The organism is Persicobacter diffluens (assembly GCF_036244895.1).
Classification (GTDB): Bacteria; Bacteroidota; Bacteroidia; order Cytophagales; family Cyclobacteriaceae; genus Persicobacter; species Persicobacter diffluens.
In genome coordinates this window covers 752,358-776,998 of record NZ_BQKE01000002.1, presented here as the reverse complement: position 1 = coordinate 776,998, position 24,641 = coordinate 752,358, and the positions used below count along the sequence as shown (strand labels likewise).

General features: G+C 42.1%; 19 protein-coding genes. 4 read left to right on the top strand and 15 right to left on the bottom strand.

Annotation, left to right across the window (positions count from 1 at the left end):
• Positions 1-437 precede the first annotated feature (437 nt).
• Positions 438-1,655, top strand: coding sequence for an MBL fold metallo-hydrolase (locus tag AAA970_RS17555; RefSeq protein ID WP_338238195.1), 1,218 nt, complete (start codon positions 438-440; stop codon positions 1,653-1,655).
• A 261-nt stretch (positions 1,656-1,916) separates the two neighbouring features.
• Here AAA970_RS17555 and AAA970_RS17550 read toward each other — a convergent pair whose 3' ends face one another.
• Complete coding sequence (locus tag AAA970_RS17550; RefSeq protein WP_338238194.1) at positions 1,917-2,456, bottom strand: nuclear transport factor 2 family protein; 540 nt, start codon at positions 2,454-2,456, stop codon at positions 1,917-1,919.
• Between the two features lie 35 nt (positions 2,457-2,491).
• On the opposite strand from AAA970_RS17550, the gene AAA970_RS17545 reads away from it, so the two are divergent.
• Complete coding sequence (locus AAA970_RS17545) at positions 2,492-2,875, top strand: winged helix-turn-helix transcriptional regulator (protein WP_338238193.1); 384 nt, start codon at positions 2,492-2,494, stop codon at positions 2,873-2,875.
• 202 nt (positions 2,876-3,077) lie between these two features.
• On the opposite strand, the gene AAA970_RS17540 is transcribed toward AAA970_RS17545, so the two are convergent.
• From AAA970_RS17540 to AAA970_RS17485, 12 genes are all read right to left on the bottom strand, one after another.
• Positions 3,078-3,521, bottom strand: coding sequence for a cupin domain-containing protein (locus AAA970_RS17540; protein ID WP_338238192.1), 444 nt, complete (start codon positions 3,519-3,521; stop codon positions 3,078-3,080).
• Between the two features lie 242 nt (positions 3,522-3,763).
• On the bottom strand, positions 3,764-3,979 hold the full coding sequence (locus AAA970_RS17535; protein WP_338238191.1) for a hypothetical protein: 216 nt from the start codon (positions 3,977-3,979) through the stop codon (positions 3,764-3,766).
• A gap of 294 nt (positions 3,980-4,273) precedes the next feature.
• A complete protein-coding gene (locus tag AAA970_RS17530; RefSeq protein WP_338238190.1) occupies positions 4,274-4,711 on the bottom strand; it encodes a hypothetical protein in 438 nt (145 codons plus the stop codon).
• A gap of 756 nt (positions 4,712-5,467) precedes the next feature.
• The gene (locus AAA970_RS17525) at positions 5,468-6,043 is read right to left on the bottom strand and encodes a hypothetical protein (protein WP_338238189.1); all 576 of its coding nucleotides are present in this window, start codon (positions 6,041-6,043) and stop codon (positions 5,468-5,470) included.
• 76 nt (positions 6,044-6,119) lie between these two features.
• A complete protein-coding gene (locus AAA970_RS17520) occupies positions 6,120-7,352 on the bottom strand; it encodes an IS256 family transposase (protein WP_338238188.1) in 1,233 nt (410 codons plus the stop codon).
• 811 nt (positions 7,353-8,163) lie between these two features.
• The gene (locus tag AAA970_RS17515; protein WP_338238187.1) at positions 8,164-8,571 is read right to left on the bottom strand and encodes a hypothetical protein; all 408 of its coding nucleotides are present in this window, start codon (positions 8,569-8,571) and stop codon (positions 8,164-8,166) included.
• 207 nt (positions 8,572-8,778) lie between these two features.
• A complete protein-coding gene (locus tag AAA970_RS17510; RefSeq protein ID WP_338238186.1) occupies positions 8,779-9,447 on the bottom strand; it encodes a PD-(D/E)XK nuclease domain-containing protein in 669 nt (222 codons plus the stop codon).
• Positions 9,398-10,450 carry an AAA family ATPase gene (locus AAA970_RS17505; protein WP_338238185.1) on the bottom strand — a complete coding sequence of 351 codons (1,053 nt, stop codon included), beginning with the start codon at positions 10,448-10,450 and terminating at the stop codon, positions 9,398-9,400. Before AAA970_RS17505 ends, AAA970_RS17510 begins: the two co-directional genes overlap by 50 nt.
• A 178-nt stretch (positions 10,451-10,628) precedes the next feature.
• Complete coding sequence (locus AAA970_RS17500) at positions 10,629-11,297, bottom strand: PD-(D/E)XK nuclease domain-containing protein (RefSeq protein WP_338238184.1); 669 nt, start codon at positions 11,295-11,297, stop codon at positions 10,629-10,631.
• Complete coding sequence (locus tag AAA970_RS17495; RefSeq protein ID WP_338238183.1) at positions 11,248-12,300, bottom strand: AAA family ATPase; 1,053 nt, start codon at positions 12,298-12,300, stop codon at positions 11,248-11,250. The genes AAA970_RS17500 and AAA970_RS17495 overlap by 50 nt, the downstream gene beginning before the upstream one ends.
• 203 nt (positions 12,301-12,503) lie before the next feature.
• Positions 12,504-13,916, bottom strand: a complete 1,413-nt coding sequence (locus AAA970_RS17490; protein ID WP_338238182.1) for a glycoside hydrolase family 30 protein — start codon at positions 13,914-13,916, stop codon at positions 12,504-12,506.
• Positions 13,917-13,925: 9 nt separating this feature from the next.
• Positions 13,926-16,781 (bottom strand): glycoside hydrolase family 2 protein, encoded by a 2,856-nt coding sequence (locus AAA970_RS17485; RefSeq protein ID WP_338238181.1) that lies wholly within the window; start codon positions 16,779-16,781, stop codon positions 13,926-13,928.
• Positions 16,782-17,128: 347 nt separating this feature from the next.
• Here AAA970_RS17485 and AAA970_RS17480 point away from each other — a divergent pair, with 347 nt between their 5' ends.
• The gene (locus AAA970_RS17480) at positions 17,129-18,313 is read left to right on the top strand and encodes a hypothetical protein (protein ID WP_338238180.1); all 1,185 of its coding nucleotides are present in this window, start codon (positions 17,129-17,131) and stop codon (positions 18,311-18,313) included.
• 22 nt (positions 18,314-18,335) lie between these two features.
• Positions 18,336-18,713, top strand: a complete 378-nt coding sequence (locus AAA970_RS17475) for a hypothetical protein (RefSeq protein WP_338238179.1) — start codon at positions 18,336-18,338, stop codon at positions 18,711-18,713.
• A gap of 751 nt (positions 18,714-19,464) precedes the next feature.
• On the opposite strand, the gene AAA970_RS17470 is transcribed toward AAA970_RS17475, so the two are convergent.
• Positions 19,465-21,096, bottom strand: a complete 1,632-nt coding sequence (locus tag AAA970_RS17470; RefSeq protein WP_338238178.1) for a SusD/RagB family nutrient-binding outer membrane lipoprotein — start codon at positions 21,094-21,096, stop codon at positions 19,465-19,467.
• Between the two features lie 63 nt (positions 21,097-21,159).
• Positions 21,160-24,315, bottom strand: coding sequence for a SusC/RagA family TonB-linked outer membrane protein (locus AAA970_RS17465; RefSeq protein WP_338238177.1), 3,156 nt, complete (start codon positions 24,313-24,315; stop codon positions 21,160-21,162).
• Positions 24,316-24,641: the final 326 nt, after the last annotated feature.

Genomic DNA, 24,641 nt, shown 5'->3' with positions numbered 1-24,641 from the left:
TGCTAGGCGGGAAAAATGATGGAATTTTTCCTATTTCGAGTTTTTCCCAACGAAGCAGATGAATGAGGAGAAAGCAAGCATATCCAAATTTGAGCTATTGATAATTCGACAAAATCAACCATAACAACCTGATTTAAAGAAATTTATAATGAATCACTAAATCTAGCGGTGAATAATTAGGGTTAAGCAAGGGGAAGAGAGAAACAGTGAATTTATGGGGTTATTAAGGGCCGCTTCACCAGAAACTTGTGAAAGGCCATCACCAAAAAGTATAAGCCTTCAGCGAAAATGTTTATATGACCTGTCTGCTTTTCGCCGATCTTTGTGGCGGTCAGAGAGAAGCACATGATCATTTTCTCCTTTTAGAGGTACTTCTTTCAATGAAATCGTTAAATTATTAAAGTCCATCATGTTAGTGGGTAAACGGCCACATCCGGATGGAACAAAAGCAGGCGGCCTTTACAACCGGTCACGGGAGGGGGCGCTTTATTCCGAAATTCTATTTCAATATGAAAGTGATTATTAAACGTATTTTTCTTTCGGCATTGGCCCTGGTGTTGGTGGTGCTTATTTCAGGAACGGCATTTATGAATTTCAGTCCGCAATTCGGAGGAATGATCAGTGAGGCAGAAAAGGCATTGTACAGAAATTCCGGTCATTATAAGGATGGTATATTCCTGAATGAGGAAGAAATTGTGATGGAACTGAACTGTCACAGTCTGCAGCAAATGATCAGGGAAACCTTCCGGCCCGATCCTGCGGTTGTGCCGGATCATAATATTGAGGTGGAAAAAGTATCGCCGGAAACCATCGGGAGCCTGCCGGACTCCCTGACGCAAATTATTTGGCTGGGGCATTCTTCTTTCATCATTGAGACCGCGGGCATGGTCATTTTGCTGGATCCCGTCTTCGGACAATATGCTTCGCCACACCCTATGCTGGGCCGGAAGCGCTTCAATGCGGAGATGCCCGTCACCATTGAGCAGCTGCCCAAGATTGATGCCGTCATCATTTCCCATGATCATTACGACCACCTAGATTACGAATCCATCATGGAATTAAAGGCAAAAACGGACCACTTCTTTGTGCCTCTGGGCGTGGGCAGCCATTTGAAAAGATGGGAAATTCCGGCCGAAAAAATCACCGAAATGGATTGGTGGCAGGAGCAGCCTTTTAAAAATCTGAATATTATTTTTACTCCATCCCGCCATATGTCGGGCAGGGGGCTCACTGATCAGTCTGCTACGCTTTGGGGATCCTGGATCATCAATAATCCATACGCCAAACTCTATTTTAGCGGAGATGGCGGCTATGGCCGTCATTTTAAAGCCATCGGAGAAAAGTACGGTCCTTTTGATGTGGCCCTCATGGAATGTGGACAGTATAATGAACTTTGGCGGGATGTGCACATGATGCCCGAAGAAACGGTGCAGGCTAGTATAGAAGTAGGGGCGAAGTTTATCATCCCCATTCACTGGGGCTCCTTCGCCTTGGCTACACATAGCTGGACAGATCCTGTGGAGCGCGTGACCACCGCTGCGGAACTGGTGAATCTACCCCTCGCCACCCCACGTATCGGGGAAGTGATCATCCTTCCTCAGATGTCCGGCCCCACTCATGAGCACTGGTGGACGGAATCTGAAGCGACATTGTGAAGGGAGGGGAAGCGATCAACAGATCATTATTATTTGACATTATTTTAGGGGCCCTCGCATCCGCTCGGCGGGCTGGCGGCAGTCGCTTTTATTTGCGGGCAATGGGGAGTTTTGCCCATGGCCCTGCCCGCAAATAAAGAGCTCCACAACCGGCGCTGCCTCTGCCTTCATCCCTTCGCCAAGCCATTTCGATATTTTGGGGTTAGGAAGAATGCCACTCTTTTTCTAATAATCGAATTTTAGATATTAGGCTTCGATAAGCTAATAAACCCCATTTGAATTGGCCACTTTGCCACCGGTAAGCCAAAAGAAAAACCTCATGAAGCCATTCATGGGTTGCAGGCTGTCCCAGTGTTCCACAATCTGATTGTTCTCCACCCGCCAGGTATCGGTCAAATTGATGCCTTTGTGTTCATTCCCTCTGTCTTTTTTGTTGGTCGTGATTTGAGAGTGAAAAATCACCATGTCTCCATCCGCATGGATACGCTTAACATCATAGGTATAGTCCGGAAAGCGTTTGGTAAATCCTTTCACATATTCCACTAAAGCGGGCATACCATCTGCAATGCCCCGGTTATGCTGACGGTATTTTTCGTTGTCAAAACGTTGCAGCACTTCCTCAAACCGGTGATCGTTCATAAGGGTTTGTACAAAATCCGCAAGGAGTTTGGTGTTCGCTTTTTCCTGTGGTGACCAATGGTCTTTTTGAAGTTTGTCGTAGTTGATTTTCAGGCTTTCCATATTTCTTTTTTTCAGGTCAAAAGTATAACTTGCGAAAAGCAAGTAATTAAAGATAATCATTTACTTGCAAATAACAAGTAATAAAAATCAAAAATATGAGATCAGACTGTCCGATAAGTTTTCTGCTTGATTTGTTTGGCGATAAATGGAGCTTTTTAGTCATCCGTGATTTGTTACAGGGAAAGAAATTTTACAAGGAATTCTCCGCTTCTAAAGAGGGAATTGCCACCAACATCCTGTCTGACCGCCTGAAAAAATTGGAGGCGAATGGGATTGTGGTATCCAAAGTTTGTGAAGAGCTTCGCACAAAAAAGGAATATTCCCTGACCGAAAAGGGCAAAGACCTGATTCCCATCATTATTGATATGATCCTCTGGTCGGATAAATATCAGGAGGGACTGGATGTTCCCGAAGGTTTGGTCGAACGGGAACAGCAGGATCGGCAGGCGTTGATTACCGAAATCAAAGCGGGTTTGTGATCCGAGATCAAACCCGCTTTGGATTTGCCAGTAAGTTTTCTTTCAGGGCTAAGGCGGGTTAAAAGCCCAAATTCATAGCGAAATAATGTGCAGAAGCGATACCTGTATATTGAAAGAATAGCATCGCTATTGTTGAGAAATTATCTCAATCGCTTTCAAAAATTTGAATTTGCTGGTGGATGGTGTGTTTTTAAACACGCTCTCATTCCGGAGGAAGAAATGTGATTTGATATCGCCCACAAATTTCGGTTACTTTGGCAAAGTCAGGCGGGCCCTCAGGTAGTTGAGCTAATTCCTCAAACATATTTTCCAATCCCGCTGGGAATATGCTTAACATTACCCTGGCCTTTTCCTCGCCAACAATTACAAAAGCATGGGCTGCCCCCCGAGGACAAAAGACCATGTCACCTGCTTCCATGATTTGTGTTTCACCATTAATCGTTATTTCCACCTGCCCACTGAGTACGTGAAAAACTTCATCTTCATTCTCATGTACATGTAGCGGAATGCCCGCTCCGGGCACATTAAATTGTTCCACCAGCGCAAATTGGCCGTTAGTATCCTTGCCGGTCAGTTTGATCGTCTGCTGATCACCGATAACATTGAGCTTTCTGCCTTCCTGTTTTTTAATCAGTTTTGCTTCCATAATCTATTCCTTGTTACATGACCATTCCTATTAATAGGAATGACCTTTGGAAGTGGAACGCTGGTATGTAGTGGGTTGTTTTCGGTGGTAGTGGTGGGCTGTGTAGGGATATGAGGGTGGGGAAGTAGGAGTTTAGCTATAAGAAAAGATGTTGAGGTGAGTGGAATCATTTTTTTGTTAGAATTTTCAGATTATTCGGTTGGCTCTGAACATTACTCCATTGTTTTTACTAAACAATTCTATCATTCATCTTCTCTTACATAGTTAATTACTTTTTTTCCTTGCTTAATGTATTTACACTCCAGCGTATCTTGGTTTTCATCACAGTGTAATCTAAAATAAGTGTTTTCATTACTCACCACCTTTCCGTATTCTTCTACCAGAAAGATAGACTTTTCAGGAATTGAAATAAGGAGTAAGCCAAAAGTGGTATCCCCACAGACACTCTCCAATTCCATCCATTCATAATTTTGGAAATCCGGATTATATGGGTGATTTGCTAGCCTGGTATTGATTTTCCAACCTTTTAAAGGTAAATTATATTTTTTAAACACTGGGTATAAGTCTTTTATAATCCGGTTGTTAGAGTGTTTAGTTGGTGGCGTGCATGAAATCACGAGAAGTAAAAAACTTATTTTCAATATATTTTTAAGCATAACTATAATATAACTTTTTTTGGAAAAGTGTAAATGATATGAGTGGATATCATATGAAGAGAGCCCTTTTCGGATATTTTAGGTCAAAAATGGGTGTCATATGTTCTTGTATTTTTTGTATAAGTTTTTTATTCCATTTGCGTATCCTAAAATCAGGAAAAATACTATGAAAATACAAGATATTATCATGCCAATCTTGGCTTGACGTTGTTTTAATGGTAATCCTTCAATATAGCTTACATCAGGAAATTCCAAATTTTGCTTTACAATAATAGTATCTAAATTATTAGTATAAAAGTATTCGTTAACCATTTTATACTCTTCGTTGATTATGGTAGAATCACTATAAAAACTATAATTTATTTTTGTGTATGATGAATTGGTGGATACCTCCATTGAAATAATTTCAGGATTTTGGTAGTTAAATATATCCCCGATACCATTTAAAAGAAAAAATGTAGCGAAATGAATCGAAAACAGTACACCCCAAAATCCAATGCCCATTATCAGAGTAATACGAAATAGTAATTTCATCTAAAAAAGTTTTTTAAGGTTTTCATATTGGTATTTCATTATCATAGTTGCGGTCTCTCACTACAGAACATTGGTATAAATAATACCCGAATTTAGATCAATGAACTTTCCAGATTTGGCTCTAAAATTCCAAAGCAAATTCAAGAATTAAATTCTTCAGCTTAAGGGGTTTGCGTATGAAGCCTCCCGTTCTTTCCCACGTTGGCCACCGACCTAATTTAGGAATAATTGGTAGAAGACTGAGTATTACCGTCTTTATCCTCCGGAAGGAAATCATAATTTCAATTCTGATAATGAATGCTGTTGATATATTCGGTTAAGTAAATGGAACTGATCATTTGATGTTTTGAAATTAACAATCTAAAGATAGTGATTTTCATTAATCCACCTCCTACTGATCGGTATATTGTAGGATTCTCCGGAAAGTGGTCCCTCTTTCCTGAAGGGATTAGAGATTATAGTGGTGGGTGTAACCCATTGTCAATAAACAATGATGGGTGAAAACCCGTCGGAAACAGTCTATCGGTAAATTTTTGGATGTGCTGGGCACTTGGGGTGGTTCGAGGGCTTCAGATTCGTAGTTTAGGGTTGTCTTGGTCAAAGAGAGATACTTTGATTATTGGTAGAGTGGGTGGGGAAAGCTGTGCTTGGGTAAAAGGAAAAAGATGCCATGCAGTGGGGGATCTTTTTTGAGTATTTTGAATTATTGATTTAATCCGTCTGGTAGATTTGGTGAAAGTGAGGCTTCCCCTCAAATCAATGCAAACTCGTTGGGACACTAATTGAATCAATATGATAATACGCATTTCCTTGATGGTCAATTGAAAAAGATAATTCAAATCTGTTGTCAGTAATATAATACCTGTACCACCAAGTTAAATGATTATTTACCGGATTATCATCAATTTCAAATTGATCGGATGGCTTGGGTAAAAGAATATTATTCTCTTCCCCTGTCATAATAAAAAGCCAATGATCATCATAGAGTTCACCTCCTTCGTAGACTGAAACAAGGAAAAACTTATCTTTATAGGAAAAGTACCCTTTAGCCTTTTTTCTAATAATTTGAGAAGCATTTAAAGAATCTATTTTGGTAATATTAACCCCTCCTACGAAAAATAAACTCTGAATCGGTAATATTTTAACATAGTACAAAGTGTCACTTATTGAATGTTCAATGCTATAGTTATAAATGTCATTAATTATCTGTTTAAAATCTGGGTTATTTATTTCCAATTTTTGTAACTTGGTATATTTTTGCTGTGCTTTGATTGATAGAAAGGGTAAATTGCAAAATATGATAACCAAGGACAGTGACTTAATGTATTTCATAATTCTCTTCTTAAAATCTTGGTTTGTATTGCTTTGAATAGAGCTATGCCCAAAAGTGGTGTTCAGGAGGTCGAAGTTAAGCGGCCTGTTTGATCTCTTCGCCGTCTTTAAATTTAACTTCTCTGATTACTTTTTCAATGGTTTTATAGCCCCGTATTCGATTCCAGTTTTTCTCCGCACACATGCCGAGTTTGAATATCATATGGAGCATTCCGTCCCGATCCAGACAACCCTTTGATCGCTTCGTACGATGTCTGATCGTCCCAAAAGAGGACTCTATCGGATTGGTGGTTCGGATGCTTTGCCAATGTTCAGCGGGAAAGTCGTAAAAATTTAGCAATTCATCACGGTCTTTTTGTAAACAAATTGCAGCTTTTGGATACTTTGCCTCATAAGTATCTATGAATAAGTCAAATGCTTTATCTGCTTCTTCTTTGGTTTCGGCCATCCATATTTGATGGATTTTGTCCTTAGCCTTTTGTTGAGCCGATTTGGGTAAGCAATTCAAAACATTGCCAGTTTTATGCATCCAGCAGCGTTGCGCCTTTGTTTTAGGGAATTCTTCTTCCAATGCTGCCCAAAAGCCCAGCGCCCCATCACCAATCGCTAATTTAGGCGCATTCATACCGCGGTGTTTCAGTTCGAGTAATACCTCTTTCCAGCTTTGTTTTGACTCTCTGACCCCATCTTCAATCGCTAAAAAATGCTTCCTTCCCTGACTGTCAACTCCAATAACGACCAGTGCACAAAGTTTATCATCTTCCTTCCTTAGACCACTGTAGATTCCATCAACCCAAATGTAAGCCCACTTCTTGTCCGCTAAAGAGGCTTTTCGCCAGACATCGTATTCCTTTCCCCATTCTGTTTTTAAACGGGAAATAGTGCTGGAAGACAAACCGCTGGCTCCGGGGCCTAAGAGCGCTTCTAAAGCATCATTCATTTCCCCCGTTGAAATACCCTTGAGATAAAGCCAGGGTATCGCAGCCTCCAGTGATTTCGATTTTCGAACATATGGCGGAACCAGAACCGATTGGAAAGAAACCGGGGCTCCTGTTTTGGAACGAATCTTTGGAACTCTGACCGTTACCGGGCCAATACCTGTCTGAACTTCTCGTTCCGGCAAATGACCATTTCGGACTACTGCGGCTTTTCCATCAGCAGTTTTAAGGTCGCGGAATTGCTTTAAATACTCCTCCAACTCCGCCTCAACCGCAAGGCGTATGATTTCTTTGGCTCCTGCCCGAATCGTCTCTGTTAATAGATCGTGAGTTGCTTCCGCAATCGGTGGGATTTGATTAATTTCGCTCATGGTGGCAAATTTTTGGCTTGTTTTTTATTGGCGTTTAAATCAACCAATTTTGCCGCTATTTTTCAACCCTCAAACACCACTTTCGGGCATATCTCCTTTGAATAGACATGCAGTTTACGAGCCCTCTGTATTAAACCAAAAGTGGGAAAACTATAATATTCTTCAGCTAAAGGGACATGCGTATGAAACCTCCTAATCGCTCCCACACGGGCCACCAATCTAATAGAGTATAACTGGTTAAATGGATGGAGCTGATCATTTGATTTTTTTGAAATTGTCTTCTAAAGTTAGTGATTTTCATTAAACCACCATCTAATAATCGGTTTATTGCAGGATTATTCGGAAACTGGTGCCTCTATCCCGAAGGGATTAAACTAAAAAGCGATGGGTGAAAACCCATCGGAAATTACCCGGGGGAACCCAAACCCTGAAAGGGTTAAACTAAAATCGTTTCTCTCGTAACATTCAATTTTTTTAAATTAACCTTTTCTGGTTCAAGCCCTTCAGGCTTATAGTTGGTCGGGGGATCTCTAACGATGGGTTGCCACCCATCGCTGATTAGTTTCACCCCTTTGGGGTGATTGGAGTGTTATTACGCCATAACGCCTGCAGCAAATTAACGCCCTGCAGGAGGAAGACAAGCATTGTATCGGCTATGCCATTGCTCATCTGCTGGCTTCTGCGAATACCCGACAGGTGTATGCAGGGAATTGCTTTTTTGATATTGTGGATTATTTGTTTTATCTGGCTGAAAGGTTATTTGTTCAAAGCAAAACTTTTGGACCTGATGGGCTCCCTTTTCTCTAATGACCTATTTTACTTTACGAAAAGAAAAAATAGAATTGACATAAATATTAACTGATTGCTCATCAACATTTTCAAAGTATATATTATAATTTTTAGTGTTAATCTCAGCCCAATACATTTTTTTATCTCCCAGATAAACTCCTTTTCTAAAAACTAAATCCTCCTTGTTTTCCTCATTTAATACAATATATTCAACATCGTTTAAAATGGGTATTTCTATCATGCCACCTAAATGAATTGTTATTTTTGATGAATCCTCAAAAAAATAATCAAAGTAGACACCTTCTTTATAGATAAATTTATCGGTTTTGTGAATTTTAGTAGGCATTTTCATTTCATAAACTGAATTCTTCCACTTTATTTCATGAACTTGCCCCAAACTAAGAAAAATTACAATATATAAAAAAATCATATTCTAGTTGTCTTTAGCAGATTTATTGGATTCTTTTTCCCGCTTGTTAATCCTTTTATTTAATTCAGAATTAGCGTCTATCTTTTTCCTTCCCTGTTTTATATTTATGCAGATGATTTTATCATATATAGGCATGGTAATCTGTTTGGCTTTAATGGCGGCTCATTCGATCGTAGCTTATAGATGATTTATAAAAACAGCAAATTTTTAAAAAGCACAAACCACCTCTTTCCCCTTAAAGGCAATCCCAATCCGCATGATCTGAGTATGTCCGTGTTGGCGAATTTCAGCCTCATAGTCACGGCTATGGATTTGCTTTAGTGCATCTTCAGCCAAAGCTTTCAGATCACCTTTGTCATCGGCATCTTTTTTCTTAAACTCCAGAATCCAGGCTTTTGGGTTGTTATTGTCTTTAGGGTAGAAATACAAGTCGGCACGACCGTATCCCACTTCTCTGTTGGAGCGGATGTGATAATCTTTATCTAAATGTGCCAGTATTCCCAGCATAAAGGCATGATAAATTTTTTCTGTATTCCCTTCATTACCAATGTCAAAATAACTGAAGGAAGTTTTTACATATCGACTTAAGGCTTCCGCAAAAGTATTGGCGCGTTGTTCCAAAAGCGATTGCATCAGTTCGGTATCTTGCGCCTGAGTGGTGCCATCAGCCAAATAATCTTCCAGCATTTCCTGAAACATGCTCCCGATTTCCTGATTCGGAATCCGCAGGCGATAAGTATTCAATGCAATTTGTTTTTCACCTGTCAGATATCCACTGAAAAGCAATAAGCCTAATACCGTCTTACTCTTGCCCGCATATAAATCATCAAAAACGGTAAACTCGTTGATTTTTGCCCCGACCTTTTCCCCTTTCATCAAATCGAATATCCTGGGTACTTTTATCCGCTTTGGGCAAAACCTCCTTAATTAAATCATTGGAAGAAGTATTGACCCAATAAGGGACTAATTTTCCCTTTTTATTGACAAAACTGAGTATCGACCAGGGGTTGTAAATTTTCTCCGTATCCCCGAATCGATAGCCATTATACCAATCCCTTACCGTTTCACGGTTGGCAGACAAGCCCGCATCGAGTAATAATTGATCGACCTCCGGTTCTGTAATCCCGAACTTATCCGCAAAGTCCTCGTCCAAAATTGAGTAAGTGGTGATATTATTCAAGCCAGAAAAAATATTCTCTTTTGCCACGCGCAATATCCCCGTGATTACTCCTTTGATCAAATGCTCATTGTCCTTAAAACCAGCGGAAAGGAAATTGCGCATGAAACCCAGCATTTCTTGTAAATAACCGTTGGTGTGCGCTGCGTGAATAGGGGCGTCGTATTCATCAATCAGCAGGATAGGAGCAACACCGTGATATTTTTTTAGTATTCCTCCCAAAGTTTTTAAGGCGTCTTCTAAATCTGATTGTTCCGACTCAAGATCAAGCAAGTCTTTCAAAAATCGTTTTTCACTGCGGAATAAACCGGTCGTTTCTTCTAAATAAAGGAAACTTTCTTCGACATACTTTGCTAAATATTTAAGAAACTTCTTATTAAATTCCTTCATCGAAGCACACTTCAATTCCTTAAAAGTCAGAAAAATTACCGGATATTTCCCCTGATGCGCCCACGCGGGAGAGTTTTCAATCGCTAAATTTTTGAATAATCTGCGGTTTTCTTCGGCATGATCAATGTCGAAAAAATACTTCAGCATGCTCATGTTGAGGGTTTTGCCAAATCGGCGGGGACGTGGAAATAAGAGGGCTTTGGTTTTGTTGCCCACGATTAACTCTTCGATAAACAAGGATTTATCGATATAATAGGCATCTATTTGGATGATCTCTTTAAAGTCCGAAGTACCGATGGCTAATGCTTTCATGCTTCTCTTAAGGTTTTCCCACTGCAATATAAGGATTTTTTGGTTGGGTAAATCCACACACCACCGGAGGAAGGCAAGCGTTGTATGCTATATGCCATTGCTCATCTGCTGGCTTCTAGGAATACCCGTCAAACCGAGCAATGAAAAACTTCAACCGTTAGTTTTTGGTACAAATAACCTAAAAAGCACAAACCACCTCTTTCCCATTAAAGGCAATCCCAATCCGCATGATCTGAGTATGTCCGTGTTGGCGAATTTCATCCTCATATTCACGGCTATGGATTTGCTTTAGCGCATCTTCAGCCAAAGCTTTCAGATCACCTTTGGCATCGGCATCTTTTTTCTTAAACTCCAGAATCCAGGCTTTTGGATTGTTATTGTCCTTAGGGTAGAAATACAAGTCGGCACGACCGTATCCCACTTCTCTGTTGGAGCGGATATGATAATCTTTATCTAAATGGGCCAGTATTCCCAGCATAAAGGCATGATAAATTTTTTCTGTATTCCCTTCATTACCAATGTCAAAATAACTGAAGGAAGTTTTTACATATCGACCTAAGGCTTCCGCAAAAGTATTGGCGCGTTGTTCCAAAAGTGATTGCATCAGTTCGGTATCTTGCGCCTGGGTGGTGCCATCAGCCAAATAATCTTCCAGCATTTCCTGAAACATGCTCCCGATTTCCTGATTCGGAATCCGCAGGCGATAAGTATTCAATGCAATTTGTTTTTCACCTGTCAGATATCCACTGAAAAGCAATAAGCCTAATACCGTCTTACTCTTGCCCGCATATAAATCATCAAAAACGGTAAACTCGTTGATTTTTGCCTCGACCTTTTCCCCTTTCATCAAATCGAATATCCTGGGTACTTTTATCCGCTTTGGGCAAAACCTCCTTAATTAAATCATTGGAAGAAGTATTGACCCAATAGGGAACTAATTTTCTCTTTTTATTGACAAAACTCAGTATCGACCAGGGATTGTAAATTTTTTCCGTATCCCCGAATCGATAGCCATTATACCAATCCCTTACCGTTTCACGGTTGGCAGACAAGCCCGCATCGAGTAATAATTGATCGACCTCCGGTTCTGTAATCCCGAACTTATCCGCAAAGTCCTCGTCCAAAATTGAGTAAGTGGTGATATTATTCAAGCCCGAAAAAATATTCTCCTTCGCCACACGTAATATCCCGGTGATTACTCCTTTTGTTAAATGCTCATTGTCCTTAAAACCTGCAGACAGGAAATTACGCATGAAATCCAGCATTCCTTGTAAATAACCGTGGGTGTGCGCTGCATGAATAGGGGCGTCGTATTCGTCGATCAGCAAAATAGGAGCGATGCCGTGATATTTTTTTAGTGCACCGGCAGCATGTTTCAAAAAAGTGGGTAATGATGCATCGTCAGCCTCTTCATTATAAATTTTATTGAAATATTTTTTTTCTCGTGGTGTAAGACCTTCAAAATCTAATAAATAAGGGAAATTTTGATCCAAAAGATCGGCTAACATTCCTTCTAAGCGAATAATTGTCTGCTCAAAAGTCGGCAACTTCAATTCCTTAAAAGTCAGAAAAATCACCGGATATTTACCTTGATGCGCCCATGCAGGAGAGTTTTCAATCGCTAATCCCTTGAACAACTTGCGGTTCTCTTCGGCATGGTCAATGTCAAAGAAATACTTCAGCATGCTCATGTTGAGGGTTTTACCAAATCGGCGCGGACGTGGGAATAACATGGCTTTAGCCTTATTACTGATCATCAACTCTTCGATAAACAAAGATTTATCGATATAATAGGCATCTGTTTGAATGATCTCTTTAAAGTCCGAAGTACCGATGGCTAATGCTTTCATGCTGCTCTTAAGGTTTTCCCACTGCAATATAAGGATTTTTTGATGGTGGCGAATGCGGGTATGAATCCACCACTTACCAGAACAAAAAAAGCTGCTTTTCCTGAACACGTCCAGGAAAAGCAGCTGATGACATTTGATCATTTTATGTTTCGGGCAGGGCAGTTTTTACACCTCACTGCCCCGGTTTTCCGAAGAAGAAAGACCTACAGGTTCTTCGCAGGATTGATCACAATGGCACTGATAGCTTGTGCCGGCAATTGGGCTTTAATTTCCTGATCACCCATTACGAAAGTGAATACTTCTTCCTGCTCATGCGTGTTTTGAATAAGGACTTTCACTTGTCCCTCAGGTGATTTTACGGTGATCAGCGGGTGCTGATTGGCACGGTTCACAGAAGCGACGCGCACATCTCCCGGCTTGATATACTTACTGATGATGTACATCGCATTGTAATCCGGATTGTATTGCACTTCTCCGGTGGTACGATTGATATTGATCAGGGAATTCTGATTCCAGTCCCAGCCACTTTTGGTGGTTTCATTCAGAATCATATTCCAATAAGTAAAAGTGGTACTCCCGCTGTTTAGGTAGCTAGCTACTTCCTCCAAACGATGCTTGGCCTGCTCTGAAGAGTTTTTACCATTATAACAATGTCCTTCGGTATGGAAAATCTTTAAGCCCGGAAGGACAGCACGTGCATCAGAAATGATCTTCGATTCCGTGTACTGAATACCCACACCTTCCACTGCTTTTAAATACTTGCTTTGGGTGAAGTCCATCAAATCCATTTGATTGGCGGCGCGGAAGGTTCCGGCATAGATCTTACTATCAATTTTATTTTGTTTAAAGGCTGGCGCGAGGTAATCATGGGCAAATTTTACCATGTCCTTTGCCGGAAACTGACAGCTGGGGTATTTGGTATCGGCGTCATTTTCATTTTGTATACAGATACGGTCAACCCGAACGCCTTCTTTCTCATAGGCCTGAATATATTTTACAAAGTATTTGGCATAAGCCTTATAGATAGCAGGTGTGTCTCTTAGGGCATTGCCTTCCTTTTGCAATCCTTCCATTTTTCCGGATACTTTCATCCAGCCCGGAGGACTCCATGGGGAGGCGAAAAGGGTGAGTTCCGGATTAATGTCGAATGCACTTTTGATATAAGGCAATACATATTTTTTATCTCTTTTGATAGAGAAGTGCTTCTGGTCATAGTCTTCCGGCGTCATGGAATAACTATAGGCATCAATACCGAAATCACTGGCGCCAATTGCGGTACGACAGAAGGTGAAGCCCGCCTGATCTTTGGCAAAGAGGTTTTCCATGACCGCTTTTTGCTCCTTCTTTTTCAGGCTTAGTAAAGCCTCCCCACCGATTTCATTGAAGGCGCCACCGATTCCTTCGATGGCTTGGAAGGTAACGTCCGGCTGAATATAAATGTAATTGTTCCAGTGGCTTTTTTTAGTGGTCACTTCCGGAGAAAGTTCATAAACCGGCTGCGCTTTACCTGTTTCCAGCTGCACCGCAGATAATTGTACCTGTGGCTGATGTTGCGCAAATGCACTGCTGGTTCCAAGCAGTAGCATAAGTGCTGATAATCTGTTTTTTAAGTTCATATTGAGTTACTATTTAATTCTTTTAAATTCTAATCCGTTTATCCACGTATGAGCATTTTCCTTATTGATTTTATAGGATATGCTGATGGGGTTTTGGTCATCGCTTTCAATATAGCAGCTAACCGATGCCGGCTTTCTTTCGCCTGTATTTTTAGAATCCTGAACGCCCACGGCTTCATCATCGGATTCGAATACAAAGGCGCCATTGGCATCTTGCTGTTCTACTTTGATATTAAAAGGATATAACTTAGCTAAATTCTGGAAGGAATGATGGTAGGTTTTCAATACATAAGTGCCTGCCGCTAATCCTTCAATTTTTAGGTTTACCGTGCCTTCTTCTGTATAGAAACCGTCACAAGCCATGAAAGGTAAGTCTCCTTTAATGGCATAGGTGCCCTTACGCCATTTCACCGGTTGATCAGCAGAGAACTGGAATGTAGCTCCTGCGCGCTCAAAACTTAGGGGAGTCCCTTCTTCACCTTCGACGATTTCCCAGCCAAATTGCTCCAGCTGTCCTGCCGTTTGCAGGTCGATTTTATGATTTGGAAAATCATAGACCGGTGTCGCTCCCGCCAGCTCGTCACTTACAAAGGCGGTGCTTTGTAGCTTCAATTTACCAGCCTTCAATTTTCCAGCCGTGGCTTTCAGCTCAATCTCTCCTGCTTCCCCAGTTCCTTTAAGATAGATGGTGGCTACGCCGTGCTGTACCTGCATTTGATCGACATATTCCTTATCCGCATAAACGATTTCTCCGGCACCTTTCACCTCAAAGTGAACTTTATCAGTGGAGGCCGTTACCGTTTCTCCATTTTTATCCACTATCACAGCACGGATCATCTTGAGGTCAGAACCACCGGCGATCAAAGGAATTTGCGGGTAGTCCACCATCAGTTTGATGGCATAGGGAGCGCCTTCCTTATGGCGGGAATGCTCCGCCACCACTGTTTCCCGTATCAGGGCCTTGGCGGTCAATTGCTGATCCGTCCACATGTAGCGGAAGGTGAAGGAAGGGTGTTCATTATTATTACGAAGCGGATCATTATCTGCACTTTGAATGGCTACCAGTTCGCCATCGGCATAGAAGGCAACCTTCGGGGCATTGCTGTACACATGCACCTTTTGATTTTTATAGACGGAGGCATCGGCAATATGCACGAAAGCTTGTGCCACATTTTCCGACTGATACCAGAAATAGGCAGGGCGAGGGACACGATAACCCGTCATCAGACCGTAGTAGGTGATCAGGTTTTCCGGATCCGTTTTGGGTTGTAGCCTGTTGTAGTCAGCACCCACCCATAGCAGGGCGCCGATATTATTCTTACGTTTTTTATATCTGGAAATATGGTGTTGCTCCGCCAGCCCATTATGGGAGTAGCCGTGCTCCATCACCATGCAGAAGTCACGCTCGGGCCAGTCCGTTTTTCTGTAATCCATCGTTGCGTAGATGTCCGTTACTCCTGCATTGACAATGCCACACCAGGGGCTGGAAGCACTGGCAGTCAGTCGGAAAGGATCTTCCTCTTTTGCTGCGCTGTTGAGTTGCGGAACAGGACCTCGGTGGTTGATGCCTGCTCCCCAAATGACGATGGAAGGGTGGTTGCGGTGATGACGAACCATCACTCTGAGTGACTGCTCCAGGGTATTCATCCAATCGCCTTGTCGCCATAACAGCCAGGTGGAGGGTTCCTCATACAATAAAATGCCCAGTTCGTCGCAAGCTTCAATGAAGGAATCGTCTTGCGGATAATGCGACAAACGGATGGTGTTGATGCCCGCTTCCTTATAGCGTAAGGCGGCTTCATAGTGCATGGAATTTGGAACCGCATCACCGATGTGCGGAAAACTTTGATGTCGGTTCACTCCGATCATGAAGAAGGGCTCGCCGTTGAGCAAGAATCCTTGCCCGTCTACAAGTTCCAAGGAGCGGAAGCCAAAACGGTTTTCCACAAAATCCACAGGCTGATCTCCGGAATAAATGGTGGAAATCACCCGGTACAAATAAGGATGATCCGGCGACCACAGATGGTAATCTTCCGTGATGGCCGTGCTCTGGCGGAAGGTATGAGATAAGCCTTTGCCAATCGTTTGATCTGCCTGAAGTTTTTGAATAACCAGCCCTTCCGCATTGATGATTTTGGTTTCAATGCGACAGTTGGCCGGCCGGTCGGCCTCATTGACCACGGTGGTTTTGATGGAAACGGTTCCGTTATTTTTCTTCACCGTAGGAGTGGTGATGTGAACACCTGCTTCAAAATCTTCCCAGTTAAAGTTCACATGTAACTGATGGGTTTTGACTAAATAAACATCGCGATAAATGCCTCCCCACTTCAGGTAATCCGACTGGTCAGGATCCGGCGCAATGGCGGGATTGAAAGTATTGTCGGCCAGTACCGCAATGGTATTAACCGCTCCGGCATTTATAAAATCGGTAATGTCAAAATGATGCGGTATGTAACCATTGACGGCATAGCGTCCCACTTTTTTACCGTTGACCCATAGCTCGGTCGCATTGTGAACTCCCTCAAAAACCAAAAAGGCTTTTTCATCGGAGGCCAAATCGATTTTCATTTGTTTGCGATACCAGCTCAGGTCGCGAATGAAGATTTCCTGCGTCCATACTTCGGTGGCACTGTCCAGCAAGAGCGACATTGGATCCGGGTTGTGTGGCAGACTTACGGCCTCCCATTGCGTGTCATCAAAATCAATGGCGACGGGTTGTTGACCTTGTTCCATTTTGGAGAACTTCCATCCGAGGTTGATATTTTCTTTAGTCCGGTGGGTGTCGGGATATCCCTCCGGTAATTGGGCGAAGCTGACTGCGCTATATAAAAATAGACAAAGCCAATACAGCAATTTCTGCTTCATGAAAAATGGTGTTTAAATGCTTAAAAAATTTTAGTTCAATATGTCATAACAGGTTTAATTAATTGCAAAAAAAATCACAGGATTGCGGTGTCAAAACGGTGGCGTGACGGTGATTTAACCGTTAAAGCGGTTACCACAAATTTTTAGCGTTAATTGTGAAGATATTTCATTTGAGTTTTTAATGTTTTTCCTGCGTGATTAACTGCTTGTTTTTTAATTGTTTTTGGTGGTAGTGGCTGAGCCAGGTGTATTTGGGGTTAAAAAATGTAAAATTGAAAGGGGGGATTTTAATAATTGCGCATTCATATATTTTAGGAAAATAATAAAGATCAATTATTTTTGAATTTATGAGTGTAGAGGTCAAGCAAGAATTAATAGAAGAAGAGTTCAGAGAGATTTGTCAACACAAGTTATTTGTCAATTCTCCAACATATGTACGATTACTCAGGTATTTGATCGATAAATCACTTGCTCAGGAACAGCTCAAGGAATTTACGATTGGGTCCGAATTATTTGGGATAAATTACGGAGATGATAAAAGTAATGGCACCGTACGTTCTTATGTCTATAAATTGAGGCAAAAATTAGCCGCTTATTATGCAGAAGATCGTGCAGATATTGAGCTCTATTTTATCATCCCTAAGGGACAGTATAACCTTACTTTTTCGACTATATTACCCCAGCCCAAGAGGCAGGAGCCCGTGCCGGTTGTTACTGAGGAAAGGAAAAAAGAGCCACCTTATCTGGCTATGGTTTTCGTTCTCTTTCTTCTTTTTGGGGGACTTTCATTTGCTTTGCTGTATTCGCCCAAGCCCGCTTTTCTGTGGGAAAAATTCATGGAAGCGGGTGCCCAAAATCTTGTGGTGATTTCAGATAATTTTGTGGTGAATCAAAAGCTGGAAGACAGTCTGTATCATGCTGTGCTGTATAATGATATTAATAATTCAACGGATTTTTTAACTCACTTGAAGGAACATCCTGAAGTTGATATGAAAATGACGGATTATACGGTAATGTCAAAAATGGCTCCATTGGCGATAAAGAACATTTCCTCCTGGATGCTACAGTATGGAAGCGATTATAGTTTGCAGTTTGAAAGCAAGTTGAATTATAGTGATGTTAAAGATCGGAATTTGATATTTGTAGGACAGTTCAAGACCATGAACTTATCAAAATCCTTATTTTTAAATAAGAGTAAGGTTTTTTCTACCTTTAAGGATGGTTTTAAATTTCAGGATGGAGCAACCACCAAAATTTACAATACCCAACACCGGAAAAATGGGCGTGTTGAATATGCGATGGTCTCCTATAATGCCTTAAGCGCCGATCAGGATGCCTTATTCTTTGTCTCAAATAATGATATTGGGGTAACGGCCACCCTTCGGAATTTTACTGATGAGAATTGGTTAAAAGCTTTCTGTCAGGATTTACCTGAGGGGAGTCCCTATTTTAACGCTTTATTTCGTGTAAGTGGCTTACAACGCACCGATTTCAGTTGTGAGTTGGTTGAGTTGGAAGTTATTGGTTTATAGTATTATTTGTTTTTATATATCGATGTATAATTTATTCTTCCTATTGGGGATTTGCACTTTACCTTTTTCTCCCCAAACCCCAAATGCTTCCCAGCAGGAGGTAGCCTTGTTAAAGGCTTTCGCTTCAGATTTGCGGCCGGGGAAAACTGATTGGCAGTTTAATGAAGTTCATACTGACACCCTCAAGCTGTTAGAATTTGTAGGCGACTACGATTATTTCTATGGCTATTTTGAAAGTAAATCAGGGGTGAAACTTATTATTTTTGAAAATGAAAAGTTAGCCCCATCTGATGTAAACAAAACTATGATCGTGCATTGGCAGGTCGGTCGGTTTTATCAGGCCGGGGAGGGGGAGGCACCATTTCTGGCCGAACAACTGGTGAGTTATGAGGAATTATAGTCGGAGATTTTTTTTAGGTATTTGTGGATGAAATTTCTTTAATTCAAATTATTCAATATTAGCTTCAGGTAGTCGCCTTAAAGTTCTCTCCGGTAGGGTGTTCCGACTAATTTATGGGTTTTTTAATAGCCCCAATCTGGATAAGCTTTCTCTCTTCTCAATCATCCGCTGCCCTGGAAAAAAGTGAGGGAAGAAACTACTCCTTTACCTCTCCCGCCTAGCTGCTAAACGTAGATTTAGCCCGAATGATTCACCGCTATATTTAGTGATTCGATTTAACTGACTCGTAGTCAATTTATTAAATTCATTCCTGTAGATTTTTTTATAGCTCAAATTTGGCCAAGCTTGCTTTCTCCTCATTCAACTGCTTCGTTGGAAAAAACTAGAAATAGGAAAAATTCCTACATTTTTTCCGCCTTGCAGCTTAAGGAGGATTGAAGCATCAATAATCCGGCTTAGGTCCTTGTTCCTGAGCATGGGAAAAATATCGGGAATAAATACGTGCCTCTGATTTTAATATGGTATAAAGGCAGGGGAGTTTCACTAATGTTCTTGGATCATTTCCATGTGAAAGGTCCTGGTCAGCGTGCACGATTACTTCTAAAATTCATTTTTCTTTTAAAGCGTGTTCAAAAGTGCGCCATCCGGCTACAAATTCAAATTTTGGCTTTTAAACCTGCTCTTGAGCAAAAAAAAGCCTTCCCAAAGGGGAAGGCTGTCAACGGTTCGTTATAGAAAACGGTAATTGGGATTATTTTTTCGCCCAGAAATGTGGGATCATCATATCATTACCACCACGTTTTTCGATAGCGTTAAGGTAGTTAGTTCCATTCAAATCGAACTCATCTAATGGATAACGGAAACGGGATGGGATGTTGGTTTGACCCACAACCTGTGGTTGGAAGGTGTGTTCAAATCCGTTGTCATCCACATATGCGACCTCACCAGGCAGGTAAACCGTTTTTGGGAAACCTGTACGACGGTATTCTGCCCAGGCTTCATTTGGCTGACCATAAAAGGCGATATATTTCTGTGTCAAAACGCTCGCTTCTGTAGCTGCGGGTAATTGATCGATATAAGTTTGCGCATCTTCTGCATTAACATGCCATTGTTCCAAAGAAGCTGCGACTCCTTTTGCATACCAGCTATCATCCCAGTCATTTACTTCTGATAACAAGAAACAAACTTCAGCATAGGACATGATGGGTTCTGCGAAGTCTGCCTGCATGCGAATCGTTCCTGGTAGGGAAGCTACCTGTGCCAGATTCTGGCCAACAGAATCCGCTACACCTACCGGAATACCGATATAAGTTTCCGGGGCAGCAGTGATGTGTTCATTGGCTTTGATGGCCGCTTTCATGTCTGCCTCTGTAATTTTAGAAGTAGTACCCGGAGCACCAAATTTAAATAAACGAGGATCCAAAATTCCTGCGAATGGGTTTTGGTAATCATCCCCATTTGGCTTCTGTGCTTTTCCTTTCAAAACGTCTACCAGGTGCTGGGAAAGCATGAAGTCCGTTCGCTGAGTTCCGGTGTAATATGCTTTGTATACTGGTGCGCCTTTGATGTCATTGCCTTCAAAGTGGTAGGCGGCATTTTCACTGTTGTCAGCGATTAGGGCTGCCGGATTGGCTTTCAGTTCTGCGATGTGCTGCTGTGCAATAGCACCTAATTCCTGAGAATCTTTTACGCGTACCGCCAAACGAAGACGTAGGGAATTGGCTAATTTTTTCCAGTTGCTTGCGTTGCCAAAGTAAATTAAATCGAAGTCAGTGAATACCGGCTTGCTTTCATCAATTTGTGCTGCGGCATCTTTCAGTTCTTCCAGCATGTCCGCATAGATGTCCGCACTTTCGGCATATACCGGAAACATGTGTTCTCCCAAAGCCTGGAAGTCCGGATTTTCACCGGAGTAAGACTGGTAAGGAATATCTCCATGATTTTCTGTCAAAGTCTGGAAGGTATAGGCTTTGAAAATACGAGCCGCCTGCACCTGATTGTGTGCATTTCCATACACTTCGGCAAAGTCATAACCATGCTCTTCATCTTCCGCAATTTTGATTACCTCGTTCAGGTTGTTAAGGGCCAGGTAAAGCTCTCTCCAACCGCCATTCACAGAAGACTCCCGATAGAAGTAACGATCCTCGTCCAAATAGTTACGCTGACCAATGTACTGCATCCAAATGTCAGAACCTCTTAGCCCGTACCATTGTCCACGCGACTCATCCATGATCACACGGGTACCATTGTAAAACAAAGAGTAAGTAGGTACCATGTCCGGCTCATTCGGATCGGTGTTGATTTCGTCAAAGTTCTTGGTACATCCCATCAGCGAAAGGGCAGACAGCCCAATACCAAAAGCAATATTTTTATATGATTTCATATTTAATTCTTCTTATGGTTTGAAAATCTTGAAAAGGGGAGCGGCTTAGGCTCCCGTTTTTATTTAGAATTTCACGGATACATCAAATCCGAAAGTTGCAGTCGGAGGTAAAGCTCCTCCTTCGATTCCCTGTACGTTACCGGAAGAGGTTACCGCAGTTTCAGGATCGAAGTTCGGGTTGTCTAATCCCCAGATGGCCAGGTTACGACCATAAGCTCCGATACGGATATTTTGGAACGGACCAAGGATGGCCTGCGGGAAGGTGTAACCAATGCTCACCTCACGTAATTTTACATAAGAGGCATCGAAAACATTCTGTGCCTGTGGGCCGGAAAAGTGTTCCTTACCATAGGCGTAGGCGCTGGTTGGTCGGTCATTCTGAACGTATTCACCGTTATCGTTCATATAAACACCTTCCAATACAATTCCATTTTCACGAATGTCTACCCCGTCTACAATGGCAGTCTCCTCGAACATACCGGAATACATACCGAACATATGGGTGGTAGAGAAGTAGCTTCCACCTTTTTGGATGTCGATCAATACCGAAGCATCAATGTTTTTGTAACGGAAGCTGTTACGAAGACCCATATTGAAGTCTGGCAATACGGAGCCTAATACCTCAGGATTGTCCGTAGCAGCATAAACCATCTGGCCGTTTTTCTCTACTAAAACCTTGTTGCCGTTATCATCATACACATAGTTGGTACCCATGATAGCGCCATAAGTAGAACCCGGGAAGGCATTTACCGTGGCATTGAAAGGTGCGTTTGCCAAACGGTAATTGTCAATACCTTCAGCCAGTTCTATTACCTGGTTGCGGTTTCTTGAAAAGTTGAAATCCGCGTGCCAGTCAAAATCTTGTTGGCGGATGATGTCCACTCCTAAGGCAATCTCCATACCGTAGTTGCGCATCGTTCCGGCATTCATCAAATCAAAGTTGTATCCTGTGGTGGCGGAAACCGGCACAGCCAGGATCTGATCGTAAGTCGACATATCGTAGTAAGTCGCGTCTAAAGTAAGCCGGTTATCGAACATGGACAATTCCAGACCGAATTCCCAGGAATTGGTAGTTTCCGGCTTCAAATTAGCATTTGGACGAGTCTTTGGGAGTGCGTAATCAGCTCCTGTATCATCCACATTGTAATAAGTAGTGGCCAAAGAGTAAGGATCGGTGTCGTTACCTACCTGTGCCCAACCGAAACGAACTTTACCGAAGTTCAGCCATTTGTTGTTTTGCAATTGCTCCAACTCTGTGAACACGAAGGAAGTCGTGATCGATGGGTAAAGGAAGGAGTTATTGGCTTCCGGCAGCGTAGAAGACCAGTCATTACGCATGGTCGCATCCAAATACACCATATTTTTCCAACCCAAAGAAGCAGATCCGAATACGGAGTTTACCACGCGCTCATTGAATCTGGTATAGGTCACCAAGCCACGACCGTTGGTCAGGTTGTACAGATTGGGGATTACCAAGCCACCCACAGTAGAAGCGGAAGTCATTTTGTAATGATTTTCACGACGGTTCGTTCCCACGAAAGCACTCAGGTTCCAGTCCTGGTTCAATTGTTTCTGGTAAGAAACCATGGCCTCCAGGTTAATTTCACGGTTTTGGTGAACATCTTCCCCATAGTAAGACTGAGCGGCAGATCCTACAGCGATACGCTCATAAACATTGAAAGTATAACCATCATAGTAGGCTTTTCCACTAACGTTTAAGCCTTCCATAATTTCGTAGTTCAAGCCCATGGATCCGTAATAACGGTCACGCTCATCGTTCTGGTAGTTTTCATGACGCGTCCAGAATGGGTTATCCGTATATTGTGGAGCAGCAGTTTCTACCGACTGACGGTTCCAGGTACGTTGTGATCCGTCCGGATTTTTATAATCTCTCATCCTATTGTAGTCCAACTGACGCTGAGACCACTGCATACCCGACTGTACAATGTTGCCATTGTCATACCCGGTTCCCGGACGGCCCAAAGCAGTCGTACGGATGTAGTTCATATTCGCATTGGCCGTTAACTTGTCCGTTAGTTTGTAAGAACCGGAGAAGTTAAAGGTGTTACGGTCCAATTCTGAATTCGGCATATAGCCGGAGGAAGTCAAATTAGTATAACCCATGCGGAAGGAGCCTTTCTCATTAGCACCGCTTAAGGCTACAGAATTCTGGAATTGAACGCCCAGGTCAAACATGGTTTCAATATCATTTGGTGTTGCTACCCATGGGCGCGTAGTGAAGGTACCGTCACCATTAATGCCATCCCAGTGTACTACCTGCTGTCCGTTGAATTTTGGACCCCAGGATTCATCTGTTTTATAAGAAACAAACTCATAGTCACCATATTTCCCATCATGATCATCAAAGCTGGAAGAAGATCCACCACCATAGCTGTTTTGCATTTTGGCTAACCAGTTCACCTTCTCAAAAGTAACGGAAGACTTAAAGTCTACACCGATTCCTTTTTGGTCTTTATCCCCTTTCTTAGTGGTAATCAAAATTACCCCGTTGGCAGCACGTGCACCATAAAGAGCAGCAGCAGAAGGACCTTTCAATACGGACATGCTCTCAATATCATCCGGGTTGATGTCCTGTGCCATATTACCGTAATCATATCCACCGGCACCACGCGCCGTGTTTGGGTCATTGAAATCAGAATTATCCAAAGGCACACCGTCCACGATGTATAACGGTTGGTTGTTACCGGAAATGGAAGCTGCGCCACGGATCAATACGCGGGAAGAACCGCCCATGGTAGAACCTCCGGAGATCTGTACACCGGCCACTTTACCTGAAAGTGCACTCATGGCATTTGGAGTTTGTGCAACGGCCAGGTCAGACCCGCCCACTTCTTGCACCGAGTATCCTAAAGACGCTTTTTCACGGGAAATACCCAGGGCAGTCACGACTACTTCCGTCAATTGTTTTACATCAGCTCCAAGGGCAACATCAATTGTTGTTTGGCTGCCTACCTCAATTTCTTGTGGGGCAAGGCCGATAAAAGAATAAACCAGGACATCGGTTGCCTGTGCTTCCAAAGAATATACACCGTCAAAATCGGTGATGGTTCCCTGATCAGTTCCTTTAATAATAACGTTCACACCAGGGATTGCTTCGCCAGTGTCGGCTTCAGTAACCGTACCGCTTACGGTTACCTGTGCATAGGCCGAGATCCCGAAAAAGATCAGGGCTAGCATCATAAGTAATTGTTTTCTCATCCTGAAAGATTGAATGGTTGTTGAATTCTATTTTAATCTCCGGCAAAAGGAGGAATTCAAATCTTCATTTTCAGGTCATTTGTTTTTGTAGGTTGAGTGCAAATCTTGCGAAATAATATTTCATAAAAAAATGGAAACGCAGAATCAAAATAAAGTAGCTTGCGCTGAGATTGAATAATTCAGGGTAGTGGAAAAGGTTTGTATTTCTCTGGAAATTGAAGAAAGGTTTGGTTTGAATTAAGAAAAGATTAGTTTATTATTTTTATAAATATAGTTTATTTTGAATTATTAGGGGGTTGGGCGGCTTGAGTTGGAAATAGTTCAAA